The 23,803-nt window shown below is 36.4% G+C and carries 19 protein-coding genes; 15 read left to right on the plus strand and 4 right to left on the minus strand.

The genetic code is table 11. The features are described 5' to 3' along the window. From NRE15_RS01755 to NRE15_RS01765, 3 genes are all read left to right on the plus strand, one after another. Positions 1-1,374: an FGGY family carbohydrate kinase gene (locus NRE15_RS01755; protein ID WP_313793903.1), complete on the plus strand. Its 1,374-nt coding sequence runs from the start codon at positions 1-3 to the stop codon at positions 1,372-1,374. 125 nt (positions 1,375-1,499) lie between these two features. Then, the gene (lepA, locus tag NRE15_RS01760; RefSeq protein WP_313793904.1) at positions 1,500-3,323 is read left to right on the plus strand and encodes a translation elongation factor 4; all 1,824 of its coding nucleotides are present in this window, start codon (positions 1,500-1,502) and stop codon (positions 3,321-3,323) included. A 64-nt stretch (positions 3,324-3,387) separates the two neighbouring features. Next, positions 3,388-4,056 (plus strand): uracil-DNA glycosylase, encoded by a 669-nt coding sequence (locus NRE15_RS01765; RefSeq protein ID WP_313794926.1) that lies wholly within the window; start codon positions 3,388-3,390, stop codon positions 4,054-4,056. A 48-nt stretch (positions 4,057-4,104) separates the two neighbouring features. Here NRE15_RS01765 and NRE15_RS01770 read toward each other — a convergent pair whose 3' ends face one another. Beyond that, positions 4,105-4,767, minus strand: coding sequence for a CPBP family intramembrane glutamic endopeptidase (locus tag NRE15_RS01770; RefSeq protein ID WP_313793905.1), 663 nt, complete (start codon positions 4,765-4,767; stop codon positions 4,105-4,107). A 272-nt stretch (positions 4,768-5,039) separates the two neighbouring features. Between NRE15_RS01770 and NRE15_RS01775 the strand changes: the two genes are divergently transcribed. From NRE15_RS01775 to NRE15_RS01795, 5 genes are all read left to right on the plus strand, one after another. Continuing rightward, the gene (locus NRE15_RS01775) at positions 5,040-6,932 is read left to right on the plus strand and encodes an ABC-F family ATP-binding cassette domain-containing protein (RefSeq protein ID WP_313793906.1); all 1,893 of its coding nucleotides are present in this window, start codon (positions 5,040-5,042) and stop codon (positions 6,930-6,932) included. A gap of 12 nt (positions 6,933-6,944) precedes the next feature. Further along, entirely contained in the window at positions 6,945-7,889 is a 945-nt protein-coding gene (locus tag NRE15_RS01780; RefSeq protein ID WP_313793907.1) for a thymidylate synthase, read from the plus strand. 11 nt (positions 7,890-7,900) lie between these two features. Then, on the plus strand, positions 7,901-8,392 hold the full coding sequence (locus tag NRE15_RS01785) for a dihydrofolate reductase (RefSeq protein ID WP_313793908.1): 492 nt from the start codon (positions 7,901-7,903) through the stop codon (positions 8,390-8,392). A gap of 19 nt (positions 8,393-8,411) precedes the next feature. After that, on the plus strand, positions 8,412-9,440 hold the full coding sequence (locus NRE15_RS01790) for a serine hydrolase (protein ID WP_313793909.1): 1,029 nt from the start codon (positions 8,412-8,414) through the stop codon (positions 9,438-9,440). A 178-nt stretch (positions 9,441-9,618) separates the two neighbouring features. After that, entirely contained in the window at positions 9,619-10,617 is a 999-nt protein-coding gene (locus tag NRE15_RS01795; protein ID WP_313793910.1) for a sugar kinase, read from the plus strand. A gap of 992 nt (positions 10,618-11,609) precedes the next feature. Here the strand turns inward: NRE15_RS01795 and NRE15_RS01800 are convergent. Genes NRE15_RS01800 through NRE15_RS01810 form a run of 3 tightly spaced genes read right to left on the minus strand, consistent with a single transcriptional unit; the run spans position 11,610 to position 15,518 of the window. Next, entirely contained in the window at positions 11,610-13,373 is a 1,764-nt protein-coding gene (locus tag NRE15_RS01800) for an ABC transporter ATP-binding protein (RefSeq protein WP_313793911.1), read from the minus strand. Continuing rightward, a complete protein-coding gene (locus tag NRE15_RS01805; protein ID WP_313793912.1) occupies positions 13,363-15,081 on the minus strand; it encodes an ABC transporter ATP-binding protein in 1,719 nt (572 codons plus the stop codon). The genes NRE15_RS01800 and NRE15_RS01805 overlap by 11 nt, the downstream gene beginning before the upstream one ends. Beyond that, on the minus strand, positions 15,078-15,518 hold the full coding sequence (locus tag NRE15_RS01810) for a MarR family winged helix-turn-helix transcriptional regulator (protein ID WP_313793913.1): 441 nt from the start codon (positions 15,516-15,518) through the stop codon (positions 15,078-15,080). The genes NRE15_RS01805 and NRE15_RS01810 overlap by 4 nt, the downstream gene beginning before the upstream one ends. Before the next feature lie 274 nt (positions 15,519-15,792). Between NRE15_RS01810 and NRE15_RS01815 the strand changes: the two genes are divergently transcribed. The 7 genes from NRE15_RS01815 (at position 15,793) to NRE15_RS01845 (ending at position 23,798) form a co-directional block, all read left to right on the plus strand. Next, positions 15,793-16,560: an AraC family transcriptional regulator gene (locus tag NRE15_RS01815; protein ID WP_313793914.1), complete on the plus strand. Its 768-nt coding sequence runs from the start codon at positions 15,793-15,795 to the stop codon at positions 16,558-16,560. After that, entirely contained in the window at positions 16,561-17,730 is a 1,170-nt protein-coding gene (locus NRE15_RS01820) for a Gfo/Idh/MocA family protein (RefSeq protein ID WP_313793915.1), read from the plus strand. It abuts the gene before it with no gap. A 17-nt stretch (positions 17,731-17,747) separates the two neighbouring features. Then, positions 17,748-18,761, plus strand: a complete 1,014-nt coding sequence (locus NRE15_RS01825) for a Gfo/Idh/MocA family protein (RefSeq protein ID WP_313793916.1) — start codon at positions 17,748-17,750, stop codon at positions 18,759-18,761. Continuing rightward, on the plus strand, positions 18,754-19,617 hold the full coding sequence (locus NRE15_RS01830; RefSeq protein ID WP_313793917.1) for a sugar phosphate isomerase/epimerase family protein: 864 nt from the start codon (positions 18,754-18,756) through the stop codon (positions 19,615-19,617). The genes NRE15_RS01825 and NRE15_RS01830 overlap by 8 nt, the downstream gene beginning before the upstream one ends. Positions 19,618-19,629: 12 nt before the next feature. Next, entirely contained in the window at positions 19,630-20,712 is a 1,083-nt protein-coding gene (locus NRE15_RS01835; RefSeq protein WP_313793918.1) for a Gfo/Idh/MocA family protein, read from the plus strand. A gap of 205 nt (positions 20,713-20,917) precedes the next feature. Continuing rightward, positions 20,918-21,205, plus strand: a complete 288-nt coding sequence (locus NRE15_RS01840; protein ID WP_313793919.1) for a hypothetical protein — start codon at positions 20,918-20,920, stop codon at positions 21,203-21,205. 61 nt (positions 21,206-21,266) lie between these two features. Next, positions 21,267-23,798, plus strand: coding sequence for a hypothetical protein (locus NRE15_RS01845; RefSeq protein ID WP_313793920.1), 2,532 nt, complete (start codon positions 21,267-21,269; stop codon positions 23,796-23,798). Positions 23,799-23,803: the final 5 nt, after the last annotated feature.

A 23,803-nucleotide genomic window follows, 5' to 3' on the forward strand; every position in this document is an offset into this window, starting at 1 on the left:
ATGCAATACATGATTAGCATTGACGTTGGAACAACTAACCTAAAAATGAGTTTATTTACACAAGATTTTCAGCCGTTAGATGGTTTTCATTATGGTTATAAGGAAGTTCAAATGGATGACGTTAAATATGAACTTAATTTAAACGAAATATTACAAGCCATCCGAGAAGGGTTAATATATTTCATCGAACACCATCCAATTAAATATTTAGAATTATTCATAACCACTGCCATGCATAGTATCCAGCTCCTAAACCATGATATGTCATTTTTCGGTAATACCTTAACCTGGGCTGATAGAAGAGGTGCAGAACTGATTCAAAATCGTTCTAAAAAGCAATTAGAAACGCAATACTTAACTACTGGCACCCCTTATCATAGCATGAACCCTTTTTACAAGTTATTGTCGATGAAAGAATCACTTTCTAATTTCAAAATAGGGTCCATCAAGGACCTAATCTATTATTACTTAACTGATCAATGGACGATAGATGTTGCTTCTGCTTCAAGTAGCGGACTCTATTCCTTAAAGGAACATACATGGGATAATAGCGTTCTTAACGAATTACATCTTTCTAGCAAACAACTACCTATAATAGAAAACCCACGTTATTCAGCAAAATTGACGTTAAACTTAGCTGTAAATCTTGCTGAAGCGGTTGTTTATATTGGAACATCTGATGGGGTATCATCCAATTATGCCTTTGCTGGCCTTGAAAATGCGGCTGTTCTTTCAATCGGCACGAGTCATGCGGTTAGAATTGTCAGTCAAGTACCAAAAGTTAATCCATTAAAACAAAATTTTTGTTATCAAATTGATGCAAAGGACTACTTGGTAGGTTATCCTTCAAATAATGGCGCAAATGTCCTCCAGTGGATTTCAGAGATATTCAATATCGATCTAGAAGCAATGGATGCCATTATCAAAAAAAGACCTAGTATTCAAGGGGTATTTTTTCCGTTTATTAATGGTGAACGCTCACCGATATGGAATGATTTTATCCAAGCAAATTTATCGGATTTACACAGAGGCGCTAATCGTGAATCCATTATTTATTCGTTGGTCTGTGGGATGCTTTTCAATATTCGACATAATGTTGATTTACTAAAAGAAGATATCGCTTTTGATAAACTAGGGGTTGTAGGGGGTGCCATGCGGTTATTTGGGTTACGACAATTAGTAGCAGATGTGCTTAATTTACCAATTTATATACCACAAATGAGTCAAGCAGAAACTTTGGGGACGATTAATTTAGTTAAAAGTATACAAATTGAAACAGATTTTGACGTAATTAAACCTAATCTAGGTCAAGTAGCCATTTTAGACTTCGCCTATAGTAATTATCGGGTAAAGCTGCAGAGATATTTAAGTTAGCAAAAAAATTCCCCTAAAAAAATATACAAACCATTTCTATCGACTATTCATTTAGTCGATTTTTTGGTATGATTAAAGTTGAGCCTAATTTTATTCAAGGTTTTTAAAGGAAGTGAAAAAGATAGATGAGTATAGAGCAATTAAAACAAAGACAAAAAATGATTCGCAATTTTTCAATCATTGCACATATAGACCACGGGAAATCCACATTAGCTGACCGCATCCTACAACAAACCGAAACAGTTGCCGATCGGGAAATGAAAGAACAGCTCTTGGACTCTATGGACTTAGAGCGAGAACGTGGCATAACCATAAAATTAAATGCGGTTGAATTAACTTATAAAGCAAATGACGGACAAGAGTATATTTTCCACTTAATTGATACCCCAGGGCACGTCGACTTTACCTATGAAGTTTCACGCTCACTGGCAGCATGTGAAGGTGCCATTTTAGTAGTGGATGCAGCTCAAGGGATTGAAGCCCAAACCTTAGCTAATGTCTATTTGGCGATTGATAATGATTTAGAAATTATACCTGTGATTAATAAAATCGATTTACCAGCAGCTGATCCTGAAAAGGTTCAAACTGAAATTGAAGAAATTATCGGAATTGATGCTTCTGAAGCTGTCTTTGCTAGTGCTAAATCAGGGATAGGGATTACTGAGATTTTAGAACAAATTGTTGAAAAAATTCCTGCTCCAACGGGAGACATTGAAGAACCACTACAAGCATTGATATTTGATTCAGCTTATGATAGCTATCGTGGTGTTATTTTAAATATTCGTGTCATGAATGGTATTGTTAAACCAGGTGATACCATTCGTTTAATGAGTAATGGCAAAGAATTTGATGTCGTGGAAGTAGGGGTGTTTTCGCCCAAACCACTAGCGCGTGATTATTTGATGGTTGGCGATGTGGGTTATATAACAGCCAATATTAAGACAATTCAAGACACACGTGTAGGGGACACGATTACTTTAGCGAACAATCCGGCTAAAGAAGCATTGGAAGGTTATCGTAAATTAAACCCGATGGTTTATGCTGGACTATATCCCGTAGATTCCAGTGATTATAATGATTTGCGGGAAGCTTTAGAAAAACTACAATTAAATGATGCTTCTTTACAATTTGAAGCTGAAACGTCTCAAGCACTTGGGTTTGGTTTTAGAACTGGCTTCTTAGGTCTATTACATATGGATGTTGTTCAAGAACGTTTAGAACGTGAATTCGATATTGATTTAATCATCACCGCACCTTCAGTTATTTATAAAGTTCAGAAAACCAATGGTGAGGAAGTCGTTGTAAATAACCCTTCTGAAATGCCAGATGCCACTGAAATCGACCAGATTTTAGAACCTTATGTTAAAGCTTCTATTATGGTGCCTAGTGAATATGTTGGTGCGGTTATGGAGTTAGCGCAAAGAAAACGTGGCGAATTTATTACGATGGACTATTTAGATGAATATCGTGTAAATGTTATCTATGAAATGCCTATGGCTGAAATTATTTATGACTTTTTTGATCGTTTGAAATCAAGTACGAAAGGGTATGCTTCTTTAGATTATGAAGTCATTGGATACCGTGCTTCCAATCTAGTTAAACTAGATATTTTGTTAAATGGTGAAGTCATCGATGCCTTTAGTACGATTGTCCATAAAGATTTCGCATATAACCGTGGCCGGTCATTGGTGGAAAAATTAAAAACCATTATTCCACGTCAATTATTTGAAGTTCCAGTACAAGCAGCTATCGGTCATAAAATTATTGCGCGTTCAACCATTAAAGCCATGCGTAAAGACGTAACCGCAAAACTATACGGTGGTGATGTTTCAAGACGTAAGAAATTACTTGAAAAACAAAAAGAAGGTAAGAAACGTATGAAACAAGTGGGTAGTGTAGAAGTGCCTCAAGAAGCCTTTATGGCCATCTTGAAATTAGATGATGAATAAAATTATTTTAAAAAGATGTTTTGATTATTCAGAACATCTTCTTTTTATATTAAGGAGTGAAATAATGGAATATACATTAATTGATTCATGGCAACAACAATTAACGCAAAGCTTCAGCACCCAATCGTTTCACGATTTAACTGCTTTTTTAACCACGGAATATCAAAAAAATACAATCTACCCTGCACAGGAACAAATCTTTAATGCATTAAATTATACCCCTTTTGAAAACGTCAAGGTTTGTATACTCGGACAAGATCCTTACCACGGACCAAAACAAGCCAACGGATTAGCCTTTTCCGTTCATCCCGAGACCAAATTACCACCTTCTTTAATAAATATCTACAAAGAACTGGCGGACGATTTACAGCAAGGTATGCCTAAAAATGGCGATTTAACTCATTGGGCAAACCAAGGGGTACTCTTATTAAATACAGTGTTAACAGTGCGTGCCGGTCAAGCGCATTCACATAAAAATAAAGGGTGGGAAAGTTTAACGGATGCTATTATTGAAAGTTTAAACAAACTTCCACACGCAATTGTATTTATTTTATGGGGAAAACCAGCTCAAGCAAAAATAACCCTCATTGATACAAACAAACATGCTATTATCCAAAGTCCACATCCCAGCCCATTATCCGCCTATCGTGGGTTTTTCGGTTCAAAACCTTTTTCAAAAACAAATGACCTGCTAATCAGTTGGGGCAAGGAGCCTATTGATTGGATTGGCTAAAACAATTAACCTCTTGCTATGGTAGCAAGAGGTTTTAGCGTTATGCGTCTATAACAAGATATACATCAAAACAACAGCTATAGCATTATTTATAAAGTGAAACGCAATTGAACCAACCACATTGCGATCATAATCAAAATAGTATTTAGTTAAGACTAAGGTTAAAGGTAAGTATAACAAAAAGTCAGCTATTTCAAAGGCATGCAATAAAGTAAATAAGAAAATCGAAAACACAGTCATTAAGATTAATAAATTGCGACTGATTTTATCGACCCAACCAAGCAATGCCTCACGAAAAACTAATTCCTCAACGATGGGTGCATAAATGGAAACCATGAAAAACATTGACAAGAATGATAAAGAGGTTGACATATCATTTAAAGATTGCTGATTTTGCAATAAATTATCAATATCCATAAAATTCATTAAAACCATCATGACAATGACTCTCAAAATATACAATAAGAGATAATAACCAACAGCCTTTAAAATAAATTTCCCCCATCCATCGAAATCATGTTTAAAGCGGTGAAATTCATTGACTAGATGTTTACCATAGATGAGGAGGGCAATCATCAGCAAAATAGCCGATGCTACAATGGATGACATATCCACGCTCATGAAACGCGTTAAAATGGGTGCTAACAATAATTGGACGACAAAATAACTAATAATCATAACCGCCGCACGACTACGCATTGATAAATTCATATAATTCCTCATTTCATTTATAATGTTTTTTATTATTACATAGCCATTTTTATTAATCAACCATTAGGTTAATTAGTTAGCTACAACCCAAGTATAGTATTATTTTAACATAGATACAATTCACTCGGGTCATTTGAAATATGACCAAAGTCATTGCTTCTCCAAGGAGATATTTAAACAGAGAATTTAGAAAATGTTAAAATCGGATTTTGCTTTTTTCATTGTCTTATATTCTATGCTATAATTGAGTCACTGAATTTAGGAGACGTGGTATGAAAGAATTAGTCATTGAAAATTTAAGTAAGAGTTATGGAGTTAAGCAATTAATTGATGATGTGACCCTATCCATTCGAACCGGCGATAAAATCGGCTTGATTGGACCGAATGGGACAGGCAAAAGTTCTTTTTTAAAAGTGATTGCGGGTATTGATAATTATGATACGGGGACAATTACCAGGCCGAAAGATTATTTGGTTGCTTATTTAGATCAACATCCTGAATTAGACCCTGACTTATCTATTTTAGATACAGTGTTTCAAAGTAAGGCAAAAGTGATTCAATTAGTCCATCAATATGAACAATTGAATCGCCAACTTGAGTTACAACCGGAAAATACGCAGTTACAAACCAGTTTTTTAACATTAACGGATCAAATGAATCATGAAAATGCTTGGGATGCTGAAGTTCGAGCCAAAACAATTTTGTCGCAATTAGGCTTAAATGATTTAAATCGTTTAGTGGGGCAATGTTCAGGTGGCGAACAAAAACGGATTGGGATTGCCCAAGTTTTGATTGAAAATCCTGATTTATTAATCTTAGATGAACCAACCAACCACCTTGATGTCGCTTCAGTGCAATGGTTAGAAAAGTATTTAGCCAGTTTTCAAGGGGCTTTAATTTTGGTTACACATGACCGCTATTTTTTATCGAATGTCGTTAATAAAATTATCGAATTGCGTTTTGGGAAAATGACCAGTTACGAAGGTAATTATGAAACTTATTTGACTAAAAGGGCAGAATTAGCGGTTATTAATCAAAAAATGAACCAAAAAGAAGACCAATTATACAAACAGGAATTAGCTTGGATGCGTAAAGGGGCCAAAGCGCGAACGACTAAGCAGCAAGCCCGAATTGATCGTTTTGAAGAAGTGAAAACCTCGATTGAACACAGGAACCAAGCCAGTGATGAGATTGAATTTAATTTTAATCAGCAACGGATTGGAAAACAAATTATTGAATTAGATGATATTTCGATTGAAATTAATCAGCAGAAAGTGATTGAACATTTTACTAAAGCGTTTGTAAAAGGTGATCGAATTGGTATAATTGGTGAGAATGGGGTAGGAAAAACCACTTTTTTAAATACCTTAGCGGGTTTGCATCCTATTACCTCAGGTAGCTATCATATTGGACAAACCGTCCAGATTGCTTATTATCAACAATTAGACCAAGATTTGCCTGGGGATATGCGTGTACTAGCTTATTTAACGCAAGTGGCTGATAATTTTAAACGTCCTGATGGTTCAACGGCTTCGGCCAGTCAAATGTTAGAACAGTTTAATTTTCCACGCGAAACGCATGGAACAGCCATTCATAATTTATCAGGCGGTGAAAGAAGGCGGTTATATTTATTATCGCTGTTAATTCAAGAACCCAATGTTTTAATTTTAGATGAACCGACCAATGATTTAGATATAGATACTTTAACGGTTTTAGAGGATTATATTTTAAATTTCCAAGGCGTCGTTTTTGCAGTATCGCATGATCGCTATTTCTTAGACAAGACGGTTGATCAATTGTTAGAGTTGCAAGGTGATGGTAATTATGAATATGTTTGGGGTAATTTTTCAGATTATTTAGATAGAAAATCGGATATTGAATCATCAGCCGCTAAAGCCAACACGGTTGTTGTTAAAGAAGAAAAACCTGCTAAAGCAAACGAAAAAGCTAAACGGATGACCTATTTTGAAAAACAAGAATGGGCTTGCATTCAAACGGATATCGAAAAAGTTGAAACAAAAATTGCTAAGATCCAAGATGAAATGTCACACATTACTTCGGATGCCGCTAAGTTGATTGAATTAAATGAAGCGTTGGAAAAAGAAGATGACACATTGTTACATTTGTATGAACGCTATGAGTATTTAAGTGAATTAAATGAATAGGGAGTGTTAGAAATGACAAAACAATATCAAGATTTAGTGAGACATGTATTGGAAAATGGGGATAAAAAAACTGACCGTACTGGAGTTGGAACCATCAGTACGTTTGGTTATCAAATGCGCTTTGATTTAAGCAAAGGTTTTCCTTTATTAACCACTAAACGGGTACCTTTCAAATTGATTAAAAGTGAATTATTATGGTTTTTAAGAGGGGATACTAACATTCAATTCTTGCTTGAAAACAATAATCATATTTGGGATGAATGGGCTTTTGAACGTTATGTTAACAGTGAAGATTATACGGGTCCGGATATGACTGATTTTGGTTTGCGCGCTGAAAAAGATCCAGAATTTAATGAAATTTATTCAGAAGAAATGAAAAAATTCCAAGATAAAGTGCTAACGGATGATGAATTCGCCAAACAATATGGCGAATTAGGCGATGTTTACGGAAAACAATGGCGGAGTTGGGAAAAACGCGATGGTGGAACTATCGATCAAATCGCCAATGTGATTGAGCAAATTAAAACGACCCCTGATTCAAGACGTTTGATTGTGTCCGCTTGGAATCCTGAAGATGTACCGAATGCGGCATTGCCTCCTTGCCATACCTTATTCCAATTCTATGTTTCTAACGGTAAATTAAGTTGCCAATTGTACCAACGCAGTGCCGATATTTTCTTAGGGGTCCCTTTTAATATTGCTAGTTATTCCTTATTAACGCATTTAATTGCGCGTGAAACAGGCTTAGAAGTGGGTGAATTTGTTCATACACTCGGTGATGCGCATTTATATAATAATCATCTTGAGCAAGCGGAAATATTATTAAGTCGCGAACCTCGTGAATTACCAACATTACATATCGATAGCGATTTACCGATTGATCAAATTGAAATGGATGCTATTACGGTGAGTGATTATAAACCACACCCAACGATTAAAGCACCCATTGCAGTTTAAAAGGAGTTTCTATGATTACTTTTGTTTATGCACAAGATTCTAATGGCACGATCGGCTATCAAAACCAATTGCCATGGTCCTTACCGAGTGATTTGGCTTTTTTCAAACAAACAACGATGGGTCATACCATGTTGATGGGAAGAAAAACATTTGACTCCATGAACCAACGTTTATTACCTGGTCGCCAAACAGTCGTTATGACTAATCAAGCCAATTATGGAAAAGATATTGACGGGCTACTTGTTGTTCATACGGAGGCAGAAGTTTTAGATTTGGCCCAAGATCAAGAAATCATGGTGATTGGTGGCGCTAAAATTTTTGAGGTGTTTCTTCCATATGCTGACCGTATCATTCGAACAATGATTGAGGGCGAATTTCCCAGTGACGTGACCGTCCCCGAAATTGATACAAATGAATGGCATCTTGACAAGGTTGAAGAAGGTGTCGTAGATGAGAAAAATCTGTATCCGCACCGCTATGAATGGTGGAGTCGCATTAAGTAGTAAAGGAGGGGTCTAAGTCATGAAAAAAACATGGGTGTCAATGGTTGCGTTAACGTCTCTATTTGCAGGGGCTTTAAACGTATCCGCACAAACTACTGGGGATTACATTATCGATGAAGTCGTTGATTGGCCCATCCAAGAGAAAGTTGAATCTTCCACCGTCGAATCGGAATTTGATGAATCACAACTCGTTATAGATGAAACAAACATCCTGTCCCTTGATTTATCTGAAAACCAATTAACCCAAATAAATATCGCTATTGATACCTATCAAAGTGCTTTTGATCAATTAGGTTTGTTTGTACAAATTAGTGATAATATCATTCATTTCGAAGTCAATCAAGAAGATGCGGCTACCTTTCAAATGCCTGCCGCCAGTGTCATTAAGTTATTTATTTTAGTGGATTACTATCATCAAGTGGCTGAAGGAACACTTGATCCTAACGACATGTACACATTGAATGAAGCGGATATCGTTGGTGGCAGTGGTGCACTGCAAGGATTACCTATTGGTAGCGAGCACTCCTATCAAACTTTAGCAGAACTCATGATTCAAGTGAGTGATAATACGGCTACTAATGTTATTATCGATAAGCTAGGTGGTTTGGAACAAGTTTCTGAAAATATCCAAAGCTATGGATTTCTCCAAACCGAACTGAATCGTTATATGATGGATCAGTATGCGATTGATGCTGGCGATGACAATTTAACTTCTGCCATCGATGTTGCCAATTTACTATTAGCTGCTGTGAATGGTTACATTAACGGTCCACAGTTGGATGCTGAAATGTTAGAGGTCTTATCGCAACACGGCCCGGTTAAACAAGCCCGCGATTTAAGTAATGAAAGAAGTTATTATGGTAAAACAGGCGAGTATCCAGCTGAAGGCGTTGAAAATGATGCCTTGTTGTATTTTATCGAAACAGATGAAGGCGATATTCCTGTCATTCTTATTTCTTTGACGCAAGGAGATAATTCTGAGGCACAAATTAATGCCATGGCTGATTTTGGGGTTGAAATTGAACGGATAATTACGGAAGAAGAATAATGTTTGAATCCTATAACATACTGGTTTATCTAGTTGTGTTATAGGATTTTTTATATTCATCAGATGACTTTAAGATATTTACTCTTGTTGATAGGGATTGAATCCTATATAATTGAGGGTAGATTCCTAAGAAATTAGGAAAATGAAAAGTTAAATTAACTAATTAGAAGGGGTCAATATGGAAGAAAATATCCTATGTGTCGGCGAATCCTTGGTACGGTTGTCAACGCAACTGGGCACGCATTTTACTAATACAACACAGTTAGATGTACATTATGGTGGGGCGGAAGCTAATGTGGCGGTTAACTTAAGTATCTTAGGTCATAAGACAACTTATTTCACTAAAGTAGCAGACAACTCATTAGGTCATTCAGCCATTCAGCATGCACAAAAATATGGCGTTGACACGTCAGCCGTTATTTATGGGGGTGACCGAGTTGGTTTATATTTTTTAGAAACTGGCGCTGGCCCACGTGCAGCTAGTGTGATTTATGACCGAGCTCATTCAGCCTTTTCACAAATTCAATTGGCAGACGTTGATGTAGATGCCTTACTTGATGGGAAAAGCATGTTGCATATTACCGGAATAACAGCGGCTATCTCTGAAGAAGCGCGCCAACTGACTTTAGCTTTAATTAAAACCGCGAGAGCGAAGGGCATTCTCATTAATTTTGATGTGAATTACCGTGCGAAGCTCTGGTCTATCGAGGCCTGTGGGGAATTTGTACGTGACGTGCTACCTTATGTTGATTATTTGTCAGCTGGCGTATTAGATGCTGTTAATTTCATTGGGATTGAAGCTGTCGATGGTGAGTCTTTAGCGTATTACTACCAAAAAATATCTGAAATGTACCCAAACATTCGGGCGATATATGCCACAACACGAAAAGTGCATTCAGCCACGCGCAATGACTTACAAGGGAATCTTTGGGTAGATAAGCAGTTATTTATTTCAAAAAATTATTCAATCGATTATATCGTCGATCGTGTAGGCGGCGGGGACGCCTTTGCAGCCGGCGTTTTGCACGGCCTAATAAATAACGCTGCCCCTGACTATGTCATTAATTTCGCAACGGCGTTTTCTGTGTTGAAGCATTCCATCCATGGCGATGTCGCACCATTCACCATTGCTGAAGCCGAACGAATGATGACACACAACGCCGCCGTTGACCGGTAGGTGTAGTTGTAAGGGGAGTGGGCAGTGAATTTGGATTCACTGCCCACTTTTATAAGTATTAAATCAATTTTGGTTAAACTAAATGCAGTTCTTCAGTTACGAACGGTGCGTAACGCACTTTTACGCTGAAAGTGAGCTTTGAATAGGAAACGAAGTAAGAAAGTTAGCTCCGAATGGGAAACGAACTATAAAAATGTAGTTCGTTTTACCAACGAACTATAAAAATGTAGTTCGTTTTACCAACGAACTATAAAAATGTAGTTCGTTTTACCGACGAACTATAAAAATGTAGTTCGTTCACTCGACGAACTATAAAAATGTAGTTCGTTTTACCAACGAACTATAAAAATGTAGTTCGTTTTACCAACGAACTATAAAAATGTAGTTCGTTTTACCGACGAACTATATAAATGTAGTTCGTTTACCCGACGAACTATAAAAATGTAGTTCGTTTTACCAACGAACTATATAAATGTAGTTCGTTCACTCGACGAACTATATAAATGTAGTTCGTTTTACCGACGAACTATAAAAATGTAGTTCGTTTTACCAACGAACTATATAAATGTAGTTCGTTCACTCGACGAACTATAAAAATGTAGTTCGTTCACTCGACGAACTATAAAAATGTAGTTCGTTTTACCAACGAACTATAAAAATGTAGTTCGTTTTACCAACGAACTATAAAAATGTAGTTCGTTCACCCGACGAACTACAAAATAGCGTTCGAAAAGACACCAAACTAAAGATGATGTTCGCAATGAGAAATTCTCAGAGTAACAAAGTCAGCTTTGGTTTTAGTTAGAAGTATAAACCATCTATAAAACCAGTAATTTACGACCCAATTCCTAATATAGCCAGCAGCGCGAGACAACTTACCCCAATCCTGTCGCACGTCCAACAAGCGCGAGACAACTTACTTCAACCCTGTCGCGCGCTCAACAAGCGCGAGACAACTTACCTCAATCCTGTCGCGCGCCTCCCAAAATCACCTAACTTTTATCAAACTGTGAATGGTACAAGGTATTATATAAGCCATCCGCAGCTAATAATTCCTCGTGGGTTCCTTGTTCAACAATTTCGCCATGGTTAACAACTAAAATGTTGTCAGCATGTTGAATGGTTGATAAGCGATGGGCGATGACAAAGGATGTTTTGCCCTTCATCAAACGATTCATAGCTTCTTGAATTTTTAATTCTGTAGTCGTATCAACGTTCGAGGTGGCTTCATCTAAAATCAGTAGCTGTGCATCTAATAACATAGCACGAGCGATGGTTAACAGCTGTTTTTGCCCTTGTGAAATGGATTGTCCATCTTCATCAATCATAGTTTGGTACCCTTGAGGTAATGACATAATGTAAGAATGAATCATAGCTGCTTTGGCAGCTGCCTCAACATCTGCTTGGCTGGCATCTTCGCTACCGTAAGTTAAATTGTCGTAGATTGTCCCTTTAAATAACCAAGTATCTTGAAGCACCATCGCATAAGCCAAGCGCAAGCTACTCCGAGTCGCCGTTTTAATATCAATACCATCTAAACGGATAATTCCCGATTGCGGATCATAAAAACGCATCAGCAGGTTAATCAAAGTTGTTTTACCTGCGCCAGTGGGACCAACAATGGCAATGGTGTCACCAGCTTTCACCGATAGACTCAAGTGTTTGATGATGGGTTTTTCATCCGTATAAGCAAAGGTAACATTTTCAAAATCAACATCACCTTTTACATCCTTGAAAACATAAGCACCATCGATATCGGCAACTTCTTCAGCTTCATCCAACAATTGAAAAACACGTTCAGCTGCAGCAAAAGCCGACTGCAACTCGCCAAAGATATTTGAAATCTCATTAATCGGTCCTGAAAAGCGGCGGGAATATAGGACGAAAGAGGATAAATTCCCTAACGTTATATTACCCCATAAATACAAAAATGCCCCATAAACACTAATTAAAGACAAAGACAAATTATTAATAAATGTCACTGATGGACCTACCATACTGCCATAGTACTCCGATTGATAATAAGCATCGACAGCTTGCTTATTTAACGCATCAAAACTTTCAATCATGGTAACTTCTTGATGATATACTTTAATCGTTTGTTGGCCAGAAATATTTTCTTCTACAAAACCATTTAATTCACCTAATTTTGCTGAACGTTGACGAAATAACGGTTGAAATTTGTCTGTCATATATTTCGTTAACAGAATCGACATCGGGATGGTCACGACAAACACCAACATCAGATTGGGTGAGATAAGAATCATCATTATAACGGAGCCAACAATCGTTATTATACTAGATAAAACTTGAATAAAATCACTGGATAAGGAGGTATTTATTGTATCAATATCGTAGGTGATTCGACTTAATATGTCGCCAACAGCATGGGTGTCGAAATAGCCAACAGGCAAACGCGTCAGTTTAGTGAATAAATCAGACCGCATATTTCTTACTGTTTTTTGGGTTAAACGTGTCATTAAAACAGACATAATATATTCCAATATAGATGACATAAGATAGAAAACTAACATGTAAAAACATAATAGGAAAACACGCTCAAATTGGACTTGCCCAACCCCCAATTGAATCGCATCAATCGCGTAACCTGAAAGTAGGGGACCGACTAGAAGAAACAGATTACTAGCGATATTTAGTAAAATGGCCGTTAAAAGCATCCATTTATAATGAAAGAGGTAAGACCATAAGCGCTTGAGTAAATGTAGGCGATTTAATTTTTTGGGGCTATTCCGCATGAATACCACCTCCCATTTGCGATTGATTGATGTGCCGATAATGTTCATTGGATGCAAGTAAAGTTTGATGATTACCAAACCCTTGAATCCGGCCGTTTTCAAGCACCATAATATGGTCTGCATGTTGTATGGAACTAATCCTTTGGGCAATAATTATTTTAGTCGTTAACTTGAAATTTTGATGAATCGCTTGCCGTAACTTAGCATCCGTTTGATAGTCTAAGGCGCTGGAGGAATCATCTAAAATTAAAATATCAGGACTCCCCGCTAAAGCCCGCGAGACAATCAGGCGTTGTTTTTGTCCGCCGCTTAAATTCGACCCTTTTGCATGAACGGCGTGTTGCAAACCATCATCTAAGGAATCTATAAACTCATCGGCTTGAGCAAAACCCGTTGATTGATGAATGCGATTGAGGTTCAGCCCCCGGCCAAAATCAATATTTCCCTGGATTGAATCCGTCTTTAGGAAATCTTTTTGGAAAGCCACTCCAAACATGGCATACAGTTCATCTTTGGGGATACTTTTAATATTTTGTCCCTTTATCCGAATCGTACCTTGTTCAACATCATATAGCCGCATTAAAAGTTTGATAATCGTTGTTTTACCTGAACCCGTTGGACCTATAATGCCTAAAGTTTCACCTTCTTTCACCGAAAAGTGAATATCATTTAAGGTATTTTTCTGATGATAATATGCAAAAGAGACATGCTCAAATTCAATATGCTGTTCTGTTTCGATCATATCCAATTTCATCAATTGAAGGTCTTCCTCTTCGTTTAAAATGATTTCAATTCGGTCAGCGGAGGCAATTCCACGCGACATAATAACAAAAATACGCGTGATACTTAACATGGCATTGAGAATAATGGTGAAATACGACATAAAAGCAATAATAACCCCCGGTTGGGTCATGCCAGCATTGACGCGATAGGCGCTTACGAGAATCACTAGCGTCAAACTAATATTTAAAATCAGGTTCATTAAAGGCGAATTGATGGCCATCGTTAAATTGGCTTTGGTTTCAGCCACGACCACTTTTTCATTGGTTGCTTCAAAGCGTCTATTTTCATATTGCTCTTTGGATAAAGCTTTAATAACACGGGCTCCTGTGATATTTTCTCTAACAATCTGGATTAAATGATCCACTTCGGTTTGCAGTTGACTAAATTGGGGGATACCAATTTTAGAAATAAAATAGACGGTTATAACGATAAAAGGCATTGCCGCTAATAAAACCAGCGTTAAAACAGGGTCCAGCTTTAATGTCACTAAAATACCCCCTAGCAAAAGAATTGGCGCTCGAATGCCAATCCGTTGCATCCGGCCAATCGTCGTATTCACATTATAGGTATCCGTTGTTAACCGCGAAACCAGAGTGGAAACACCATACTTATCAATTTGATTAGCTGACAAATAAGCAATTTTTTCAAATAAATCATGGCGTAACGTCTCAGTGCTATCTCTGGCAACAGCTGAAGCCATCCGGTTAGCCACAATATTGAAGACAACCGCCGTAACCGAAGCCAGCAGCATTGCTAGTCCCCAATATAAAATTAAATGGGTGTCTTTCAAAGGAATCACGTTATCAATAATATGTGCCAAAATCCAAGGTAGCAACAAATCCATAATTGTTCCAATAAATTTAATCATTAAACCAAAAGACATTTTAGATACATAAGGCCGAATATAATGCAAAATTAATTTCATTCACCAACCTCCAATTGCTCAACTCCTGCCGTCGCATTGTTGAATACCTTTTCCATCATTTTAATTAAATATCTCTGCTCCTCTTCGCTTAAACCACTCATAACTAGGTCATTCCATTCTTTTAAGGTTGTCGTTATGAAGGGTAAAACGTCAAAGGCTTTAGCGGTAGGGTAAACCAACCGCTCTCTAGCATCAACGGTACTGACTTCACGATAAATATAGCCTACTTTTTCCAGGTAATTTAACTGGCGGGCGACGTTGCTCTTATTAACAATAATTTTCTGTGCCAATGATTCTTGCGAGATGCCTGGGTAACGACAAATATTATTAATGTATGAATGATGCATCCCCTTTAAACGCAAGGATTTAAATTTAGCTTCACGATATAAATGGGATAAACGTGCTGTACGATTTACCATTCGCATAAATGATTGCATGCAAACCCTCCTTCATTTAGTTGCGGTCGCAACTATCAATTTAAAGTTTAACAATTTCAAGCTATATAGTCAAAAGATTGTTTGTGGACTCTCAGTCAACTAATAAAAGATTATGAAAGGTTTCAGTCATTGAGATAAATTGAATTGATATTGTATAATCAAACTGTAAGAAGAAAGGAGTGGCACCGCAATATTAAATTTACAAGTATCATATCGTCAAACAGCTAATGTCTCACTATTAGATTTCCATACACATCATGAATATGAGATATATATGTTTCATCGTGGTCAATGCCGTTTTCTCGTTGGCACCCAAATTTATTATTTGCATCCTGGTGATATCCTTTTGATTGATGGGATGACAGTGCACCGCGCTTACGTCGTCGGCGATGAGAATCAATATTTACGGAGCGTGATTCATTTTGATCAAAATTGGATTAAACCGTTACTCAAAGCGTTAAACATCGATGACTTACTCAGATTTTTTTCTGAAAACCGCAATGGTTTGATTCGAACTTTTTCACAGGAAGATCAAGCGATGATTGAATCGCATGTTCTTAAATTAGAACAATTGAATCAACTGGACAACTCATATAAAAACGAAGCTAAACGTCAATTGGCTTTTATTCAATTACTATTAACTATAAATGATTCAACTATTCAAATATTAGCCAAGAACCAGACCCAACAAGACCATAAAATACAATTAGTCGAAGAAGCCACGGCTTTTATTTTCAAGCATTTTAAAAGTAATTTTAGCATTGAGGATATTACCAAGGCATTAAATGTAAGCAAATCACATCTATCACAAACGTTTAAGGAAGTAACCGGGTATACGATTATGCATTATACCATGGGCTTTCGCTTATCTCAGGCTAGAAACGTTTTAATGGTTAATCATACCAAATCGATTAAAGACATAGCTTATGAGAACGGCTTCGAGAGTGACGCACATTTTAGCCGCTTTTTTAAAAAATTTGTTGGCGTAACGCCAAGTCAATTTAGAAAAAAGCATAAAAACATAATAAAAGGGGATTTTTAATTGAGTAAGAAATTAAAATTTGGCATTATTGGTTGTGGAAACCAGGGATCTGCTTATGCAAGTTTTATTGAAGATGGGTTAGTTCCCAGTATGGAATTAGTGGCGATTTGTGATATTGATTCAAAGCAAACAGATAAACTATCACAGAAATATCCCGCTAAAGAAGTTTTTTCTGACTATAAAGCATTGATTGATAGTGGTCTGGTTGAAGCAATCGTAACGACCGTTCCGCACTATTTGCATCCTGAAATTGCTATGTATGCTATCAGTAAAGGAGTACATGTTTTAAATGAAAAACCGGCTGGTGTATATACCAAACAGGTTAAAGAATTAAACGCATTTGCAGCTAAGCACCCCGATGTGACTTATGCCATCATGTTTAATCAAAGAAACAACCCCTTGTATCAACGCATTAAACAAATTGTTGATAATGGGGAAATTGGCGCTATTCGTCGGACGAATTGGATTATTACTACTTGGTATCGCCCTGATGCTTACTATGGTCAAAGTGAATGGCGCGCCACTTGGGGAGCCGAAGGGGGCGGTGTGCTTGTTAACCAAGCGCCTCACCAATTGGATCTCATTCAATGGATTGCTGGGGTACCCAAAGCCGTTTACGCTAAAGCCGCCTATGGTTATAAACGTGATATCGCTGTGGAAGATGAAGTGACAGCTGTTTTAGATTATGGCAATGGTGCAACGGGGGTATTTATTACGGCAACGCATGATATTTTGGGGACGGATCGGTTAGAAATATTCGGTGACAAGGGTAAAATTATTGTGGAGGATAGCAAAAAGGTCACGGTAAAAAGACTGTATAAATCGGAACAAGAAATTAATGCAGGCATTAAAGCCAGTGGTACACGTTTTGAGTTTCCAGATGGTAAGCAGCCTAATGAAATTGCTGAAGAAGAAGTTTTCACGACCGATTCTGTTTGGGGTGCCCAACATTCAGGTGTTTTAGAAAACTTTGCGCGACATATTCTACATGGGGAACCTTTGCTTGCACCGGGTGCTGATGGTATTCATGGGGTTCGCTTAGCCAATGCCATTCACTTATCGTCTTGGTTAGGTAAGGAAGTTTCGCTTGAAGATTTCGATGATGACTTATACTTATCCATGTTAAATGAAAAAATTGAAGAAGAAGGCAAATATGCACCTAAGCCATAGGTAGGGAGGACGAAAACATGCTTAAAGTAGCGATTATTGGTTTAGGCGATGTTTCTGCCATCCATTACTTAGGCATCCAATATAGTCAAACAGGTCAATTAGTGGCCGTGTGTGATAAAAATGACGCCTTAAAAAATAAATACCCCAATATTCCTTTTTATACGGATATTGAGACCATGCTACAAACCGAATCACTCGATGTCGTTCATGTATGTCTACCACATTATTTACATTATACAGTCACAAAATTATGTTTAAGTTATGGGGTACATGTCTTGCAAGAAAAGCCACTTGCCTTGTCTTACAAAGAAGGCTTGGCTTTAAAAGATATTGTGGACAATCGTTCACCTAAAGTAGCGATTTGTTTTCAGAATCGCAACAATCCAACCTTTATACAACTGATGGAAGAATTAGCGAAGCGTGAAACAGGTGATATTTTAGCGGTTAAGGCTTTAGTAGCTTGGCACCGAGGAAGCGACTATTATCAGACGAAACCCTGGCGTGCCCAATGGGAAACGGCTGGTGGTGGGACGATTATTAATCAAGCTGTTCACACCTTAGACTTAATGCAACTCATAGGGGGTTCATTACAATCATGTCTCGCCTCCTTGTCAAATATTGGCGAAGCTCAAATTGAAGTCGAAGATACGGCTGTTGCAACTTTTGGTTTTAACAATGAATGCCAAGGCTTTTATATGTCAACTAATGCTTATGCTTTTAATTCGAGTGTTCAAATTGAAGTAGTAACCGAAGCAGCGATATTTATTTTAATAAATAACGCCTTGATAAAGCACGTTGAAGGGGAAGCGCCAATTATATTGGCGAGGGATGTTCCGATGGAGGGAAGTAAATCTTATTATGGCGCGAGCCATGGGACTTTGATTCGAGCTTTTTATGAGGCGATTATTCATGATACGGATGATTATATTCATGTCGAAGATGCTCTACCGTCCATGCTGATGATTGATGCAATGAAACAATCATCGCTTGAAAATAGACAAATTAAAATGGAGGAAATTATTCATGGTTAAAGCAAAAATTGGTGCACAGGGTTTTACCGTTAAACAACAGTTTAAAGACTTAGGTCCTTATGAAACAATGAAACGAATTGCAGACATTGGTTATCATGCCATTGAAATTTCGCAGGTAGATATGACGGCGGAGAATGTAGCTGAAATTAAAAGAGCCAGTGAAGATTTCAAGATTGAAATTGCTTCCTTAAGTGCCGGCTTAAAACCAAATTTCCCTGGTCAAGAATCATTAACGACTGACTATGACAAAATTGTTCAAGATTGTCGGACGTTGAACTGCGATTTATTAAGAATTGGTATGTTACCGAGAGAATCGATGGAATCATTAGAGACCGTTTTGGAATTTTGTAATGATGTTAATGAAGTGACTAAGCGCTTAAAAGAAGATGGTATTACTTTGTATTATCATAATCACCATATTGAATTTGCTAAATATGATGGTGAATATATGCTTGATATTATCCGTAAAAATGCCCCTTTACTTGGATTTGAATTAGATGTTCATTGGATTCACCGGGGTGGAGCTGATCCTGTTAAAGTAATCAAAGATTACAAAGGTAAAGTTGAATTAATCCACCTAAAAGACTATCGTATTAGCCCTCTTCCAAAAGAAGCTATGGATGCCTATCGTAATGGTGATAACGCAACTTTTGGAAAATATTTCCAAAACCTGGTGCAATTTGGTGAATTAGGAACGGGAAGTTTGGACTTTAAAGCAATTATCGAACAAAGTATTGATTCTGGAGCACGTTATTTGTTAGTTGAACAGGATGATACTTACGGACGTGACCCGTTTGAAAGCTTAAAGGAGTCTTTAGATTATTTAGTTGAGTTAGGATACGGTCATTTAATTTAAGGGGGCATATCATTGGTAGCAAAAGATGGCATGAATTATGCTCCAAAAGGTAAAATTAATCGTGTGGTTCAGCCTGGAGAATTTGCTGTAGGTGTAACAGCTTTAGATCATGGGCATATTAATGGGATGACCAATGGCTTAATAGAAGCAGGAGCAACGATAAAGTATGTGTACGATCCGGACCCAAGTAAAGTTAAAGCTTACTTAGAGGAATTTCCTGATGTTCAAATCGCTTCTTCTCTAGAAACCATTCTAGATGACCCTGAAATTAAACTGATTGCAGCCGCTGCTGTTCCAGCCTTGCGAAGTGAATTAGGTAATCATGTTTTACGTTCAGGAAAAGACTACTTTACTGATAAAACTGGCTTTACCACCCTTAGTCAACTGGAAGAAACCAAAAAGGTGGTAGCTGAAACGGGGCATAAATATTGGGTTTATTTCAGTGAACGATTGCATGTCGAAGGGGCCGTTTTAGCAGGAGAACTGATAAAAGAAGGGCGTATTGGCAAAGTTATACAAGTCACAGGATTTGGTCCACACCGTTTAGATAAAGAAAAACGACCGGATTGGTTTTTTGAAAAAGATTTATATGGTGGTATTTTGACTGATATTGGTAGCCATCAAATCGAACAATTTCTCTATTATACAGATAATAAAGATGCCAAAATCCTCCATAGTAAAGTTGCTAATTATGCAAATCCTGATAAACCTGAACTTGAAGATTATGGGGATGCTACTTTAGTAGGTGACAATGGAGCAACCTTCTTTTTCAAAGTCGATTGGTTTACGCCTGATGGTTTATCGACATGGGGAGATGGTCGGACCTTTATTACAGGGACAGAAGGAACCATTGAAATTAGAAAATATACTAATGTTGCTACCCAAGCTACCGGTGATCATATCTTCTTAGTTACTAAAGAAGGTGAGGAGCATTTATCCGTCAATGGTCAAGTAGGTTTTCCTTTCTTTGGAGAAATGATTTTAGATATTATGCATGGTACAGAAAAAGCTATGACACAAGACCATATATTTAAAGCGCAGGAGTTGTGTTTGTTAGCTCAAGAACAGGCGATTCAATTGACAAGTGAGATATAAAATAAAAGAGCTGGGCAAATAGTATTTAATACATACTTTTTGCCCAGCTCTATTTTATATTAAGTGTCGAATTGAATTTAAGTGAATTCATTATAATTTATTGACATATATATGTTTTTACTATAATATTAATATATGAAATCGATTTCTAAATAATAAAAGGATGTGTTTTATGAAAATTTTAAGTTTAATAGTAATTTTTGCCATGTTATTTTCTTCTAATCCTGGGACAGCTAAAGCAGAATCATTTCATTATTCTAATGATGAAACTCAGATTTATGATACGATATATAATTATGCCTATGTACAAGCACAATATCGTGTATACCAAGGACCTACAGCCTATGTAAGACAAAGAATTAATGGAATAGATTATGGTGGTTTTGTACCTTGGATTGCCCAAGATTCAATGACCGGATTACATATCTATGGTGGTAGAGCACCAATGATTGGTGCTGATCCTTATCGTATGACTGAATTAGTAGAAGAGTAGAACAATGACAAAAGCCTCTTAACCAGTCCGTTTAAGATGCTTTTGTATTAGGAGGTAATCTATGTCTTTATTTATGTTTGAGTTAAAGAAAACGGTAAAAAACGGTTCAGTTTTTTTGCTACTTTTATTTTCAACAATAATTTCTTTCGCAAATATTCAATTAAATCAATCCTATCATATGACACAACAAACTATGAATAATGATATTGATGCTTATCCACAAATGTTTTTAATGACTTTAGGAAGTGTTAATAGAAGTGCTGAAACAAGTACTGCTATAAGTCCAGGTATGCAACATTATTATTCAATTATGAATGATCCTAATTATGAACCTTACATCACTAAATTTGGTTACCCAATTGCATCATTAGATTTAGAATTTCAATATCTACAAGAAGCATTTAAAATCGATCAAATCAATCTAACTGAGGACGAAATAGCATCATTTGATTATGCACATAGTGTTGCAGAATACCTTAATAATAAGGGAGATGTCACTGATTATCAACGTGATGGTGTGATTAATTATTTGCTAAATGGTAATCAGTTAATTTATGGTATTATTGCCATTATACTAATATGTTTGATCGTTTTGCGATTACAAATAGAAGATGATAAGGGACGTGAAGTTTTTTTCCGAAGCTTACCATTGAAACGAACACATGTTTTGTATTCTCGTATGTTACTTTCAGTATTTCTAGCTTTTATATACTTAATGACTGTTTTTTTATCTACTAGTCTAATCTTGAGATATTATGGTATTGGTTTTGGTGATTGGCAATTTCCACTTCGTGTTCTAATGCCGACCCTTGATTCTCTCCCAGCATTTGCTGTACTAATTATTTTATTGCTGATATTTATTATCAAAGTTTTCTTGTTCAGTAGTTTAACACTATTTCTTTTGAATATCCTAAAGAAGGAAACCATTGCGATTCCAATTATACTGTCATTTACAGTCTTTGGCACGATGTTCACGTATTTTTTTGAATCATTGAAAACAAACTGGAATCCTTTCTACATAGATGTCAATCAACAGATAACCGGAAACATGATAGCAAATCCTAATTTCCAAAATGTTACAAGGTATGTTTTAGATGGGAATGTATTAGGAATGGGGCAACTAAGTATTTGGATTTTGATTGCTTGTGTCTTGTTAATCATTACTTCAAAACTATATTCAAATAATCAAGATGATTTTAGTGAGCAAAACATTGATCTATTTAAAAATAATCAGTCCTTCAACATTCAATCATTATATCAATTTGAATGGTTAAAATTAAATCGCTTTATGCCTATCAAACATGCTAGTCCAATATTCATAATTATACTTATTAGTCTGCTAACAATGATTTTATTGCAAGATTATCAACCGAAAAATACATTATTATCATCTGAAATTTTTGATGAGAATTATGAAGAGATTGTAGACGGTTTAAACTTAAGATTCCAAGATTTGGAAAATCAAATTAATGATTTAGATGAAGATAGCGATGAAAGAGCATATTTAGAAGCTTCTTTAGCAAGTCAGCAAGATGTTTTTGACTATTATCATACAATGAATGAATCAATTTCACGAAGGAAAGCTGCATTTGATCAAATGGATGGATCTACATTTTATCGAACTTTTGACCAAGAATTACAAATTTTTTATAATCCAAGATCAATATATAGTTTTGTTGATCAAGCATATTATTATCCTCGACTTGAATATTATTTAAATGGTGATTTCCCGTCTGGTTATGGATATGAACTATCGAGATTAAGACTTGAAGAAATGTCCAATAGAAATATTCGTCCTATTGCAGGAGCAGGTATAACATTAACACCATACGATCGAGCACGATCCATTGTTAACCAAATTGAAGACTCGGTTAAGTATCAATTAACTGATCAATCGATTATGGGTATTTTTGTTCGCTTGATTCACGTTTATCGCTTAGATTTGATTATATTAATTTTAGTCGTTATATTTTGTGGGGCTGGTTATTCACTTGAAGGAGAAGCCCATCAATCTCTTGGTTGGCTATATACGTTACCTTACAATCGACAAACAATTTTATGGAATAAATGGCGAAATGCAAGCAAAATGGCTTTGCTTTATGTAGGAATAACTTTATTAATCTTATGTCTATTTGGTTTAGTTTTAGGAGGCTTTGGTGAATGGAACATACCGATGCCATTCTATCTGCATGTAGTAGATAACCCAAACAACATTAATTTAGTTTCAGATAGCTTTCAATGGATAGATTTAGGCGTAGTATTTTTCTCAGCAGTTATATTATTACTACTAGCTGTACTTTTCATACTAACGTTGAGTTTACTTGTTTCAACGTTCGTCAAAAATACATGGTTAGTTAGTTTAACCACTTTGCTCATATGTATAGTAGGGTATTATATTTCATCATCGTTAAGTTTGGGTCAATATTTACCTTTTACCTATCTAAATATTGCTGATACATTAGATGGTAGTTTAATTTTTTCACATATCCTAGAAAAAGTAGATATTTTAACAGCTATGTTAACCTTACTTTCATGGACCATCATAATTTATGGTTTTTCATCGCTAAAAATTAAATTTTCTCGTTCAATTTAAAAGGG

It is taken from the genome of Fundicoccus culcitae (genome assembly GCF_024661895.1).
GTDB classification, from domain to species: Bacteria; Bacillota; Bacilli; order Lactobacillales; family Aerococcaceae; genus Fundicoccus_A; species Fundicoccus_A culcitae.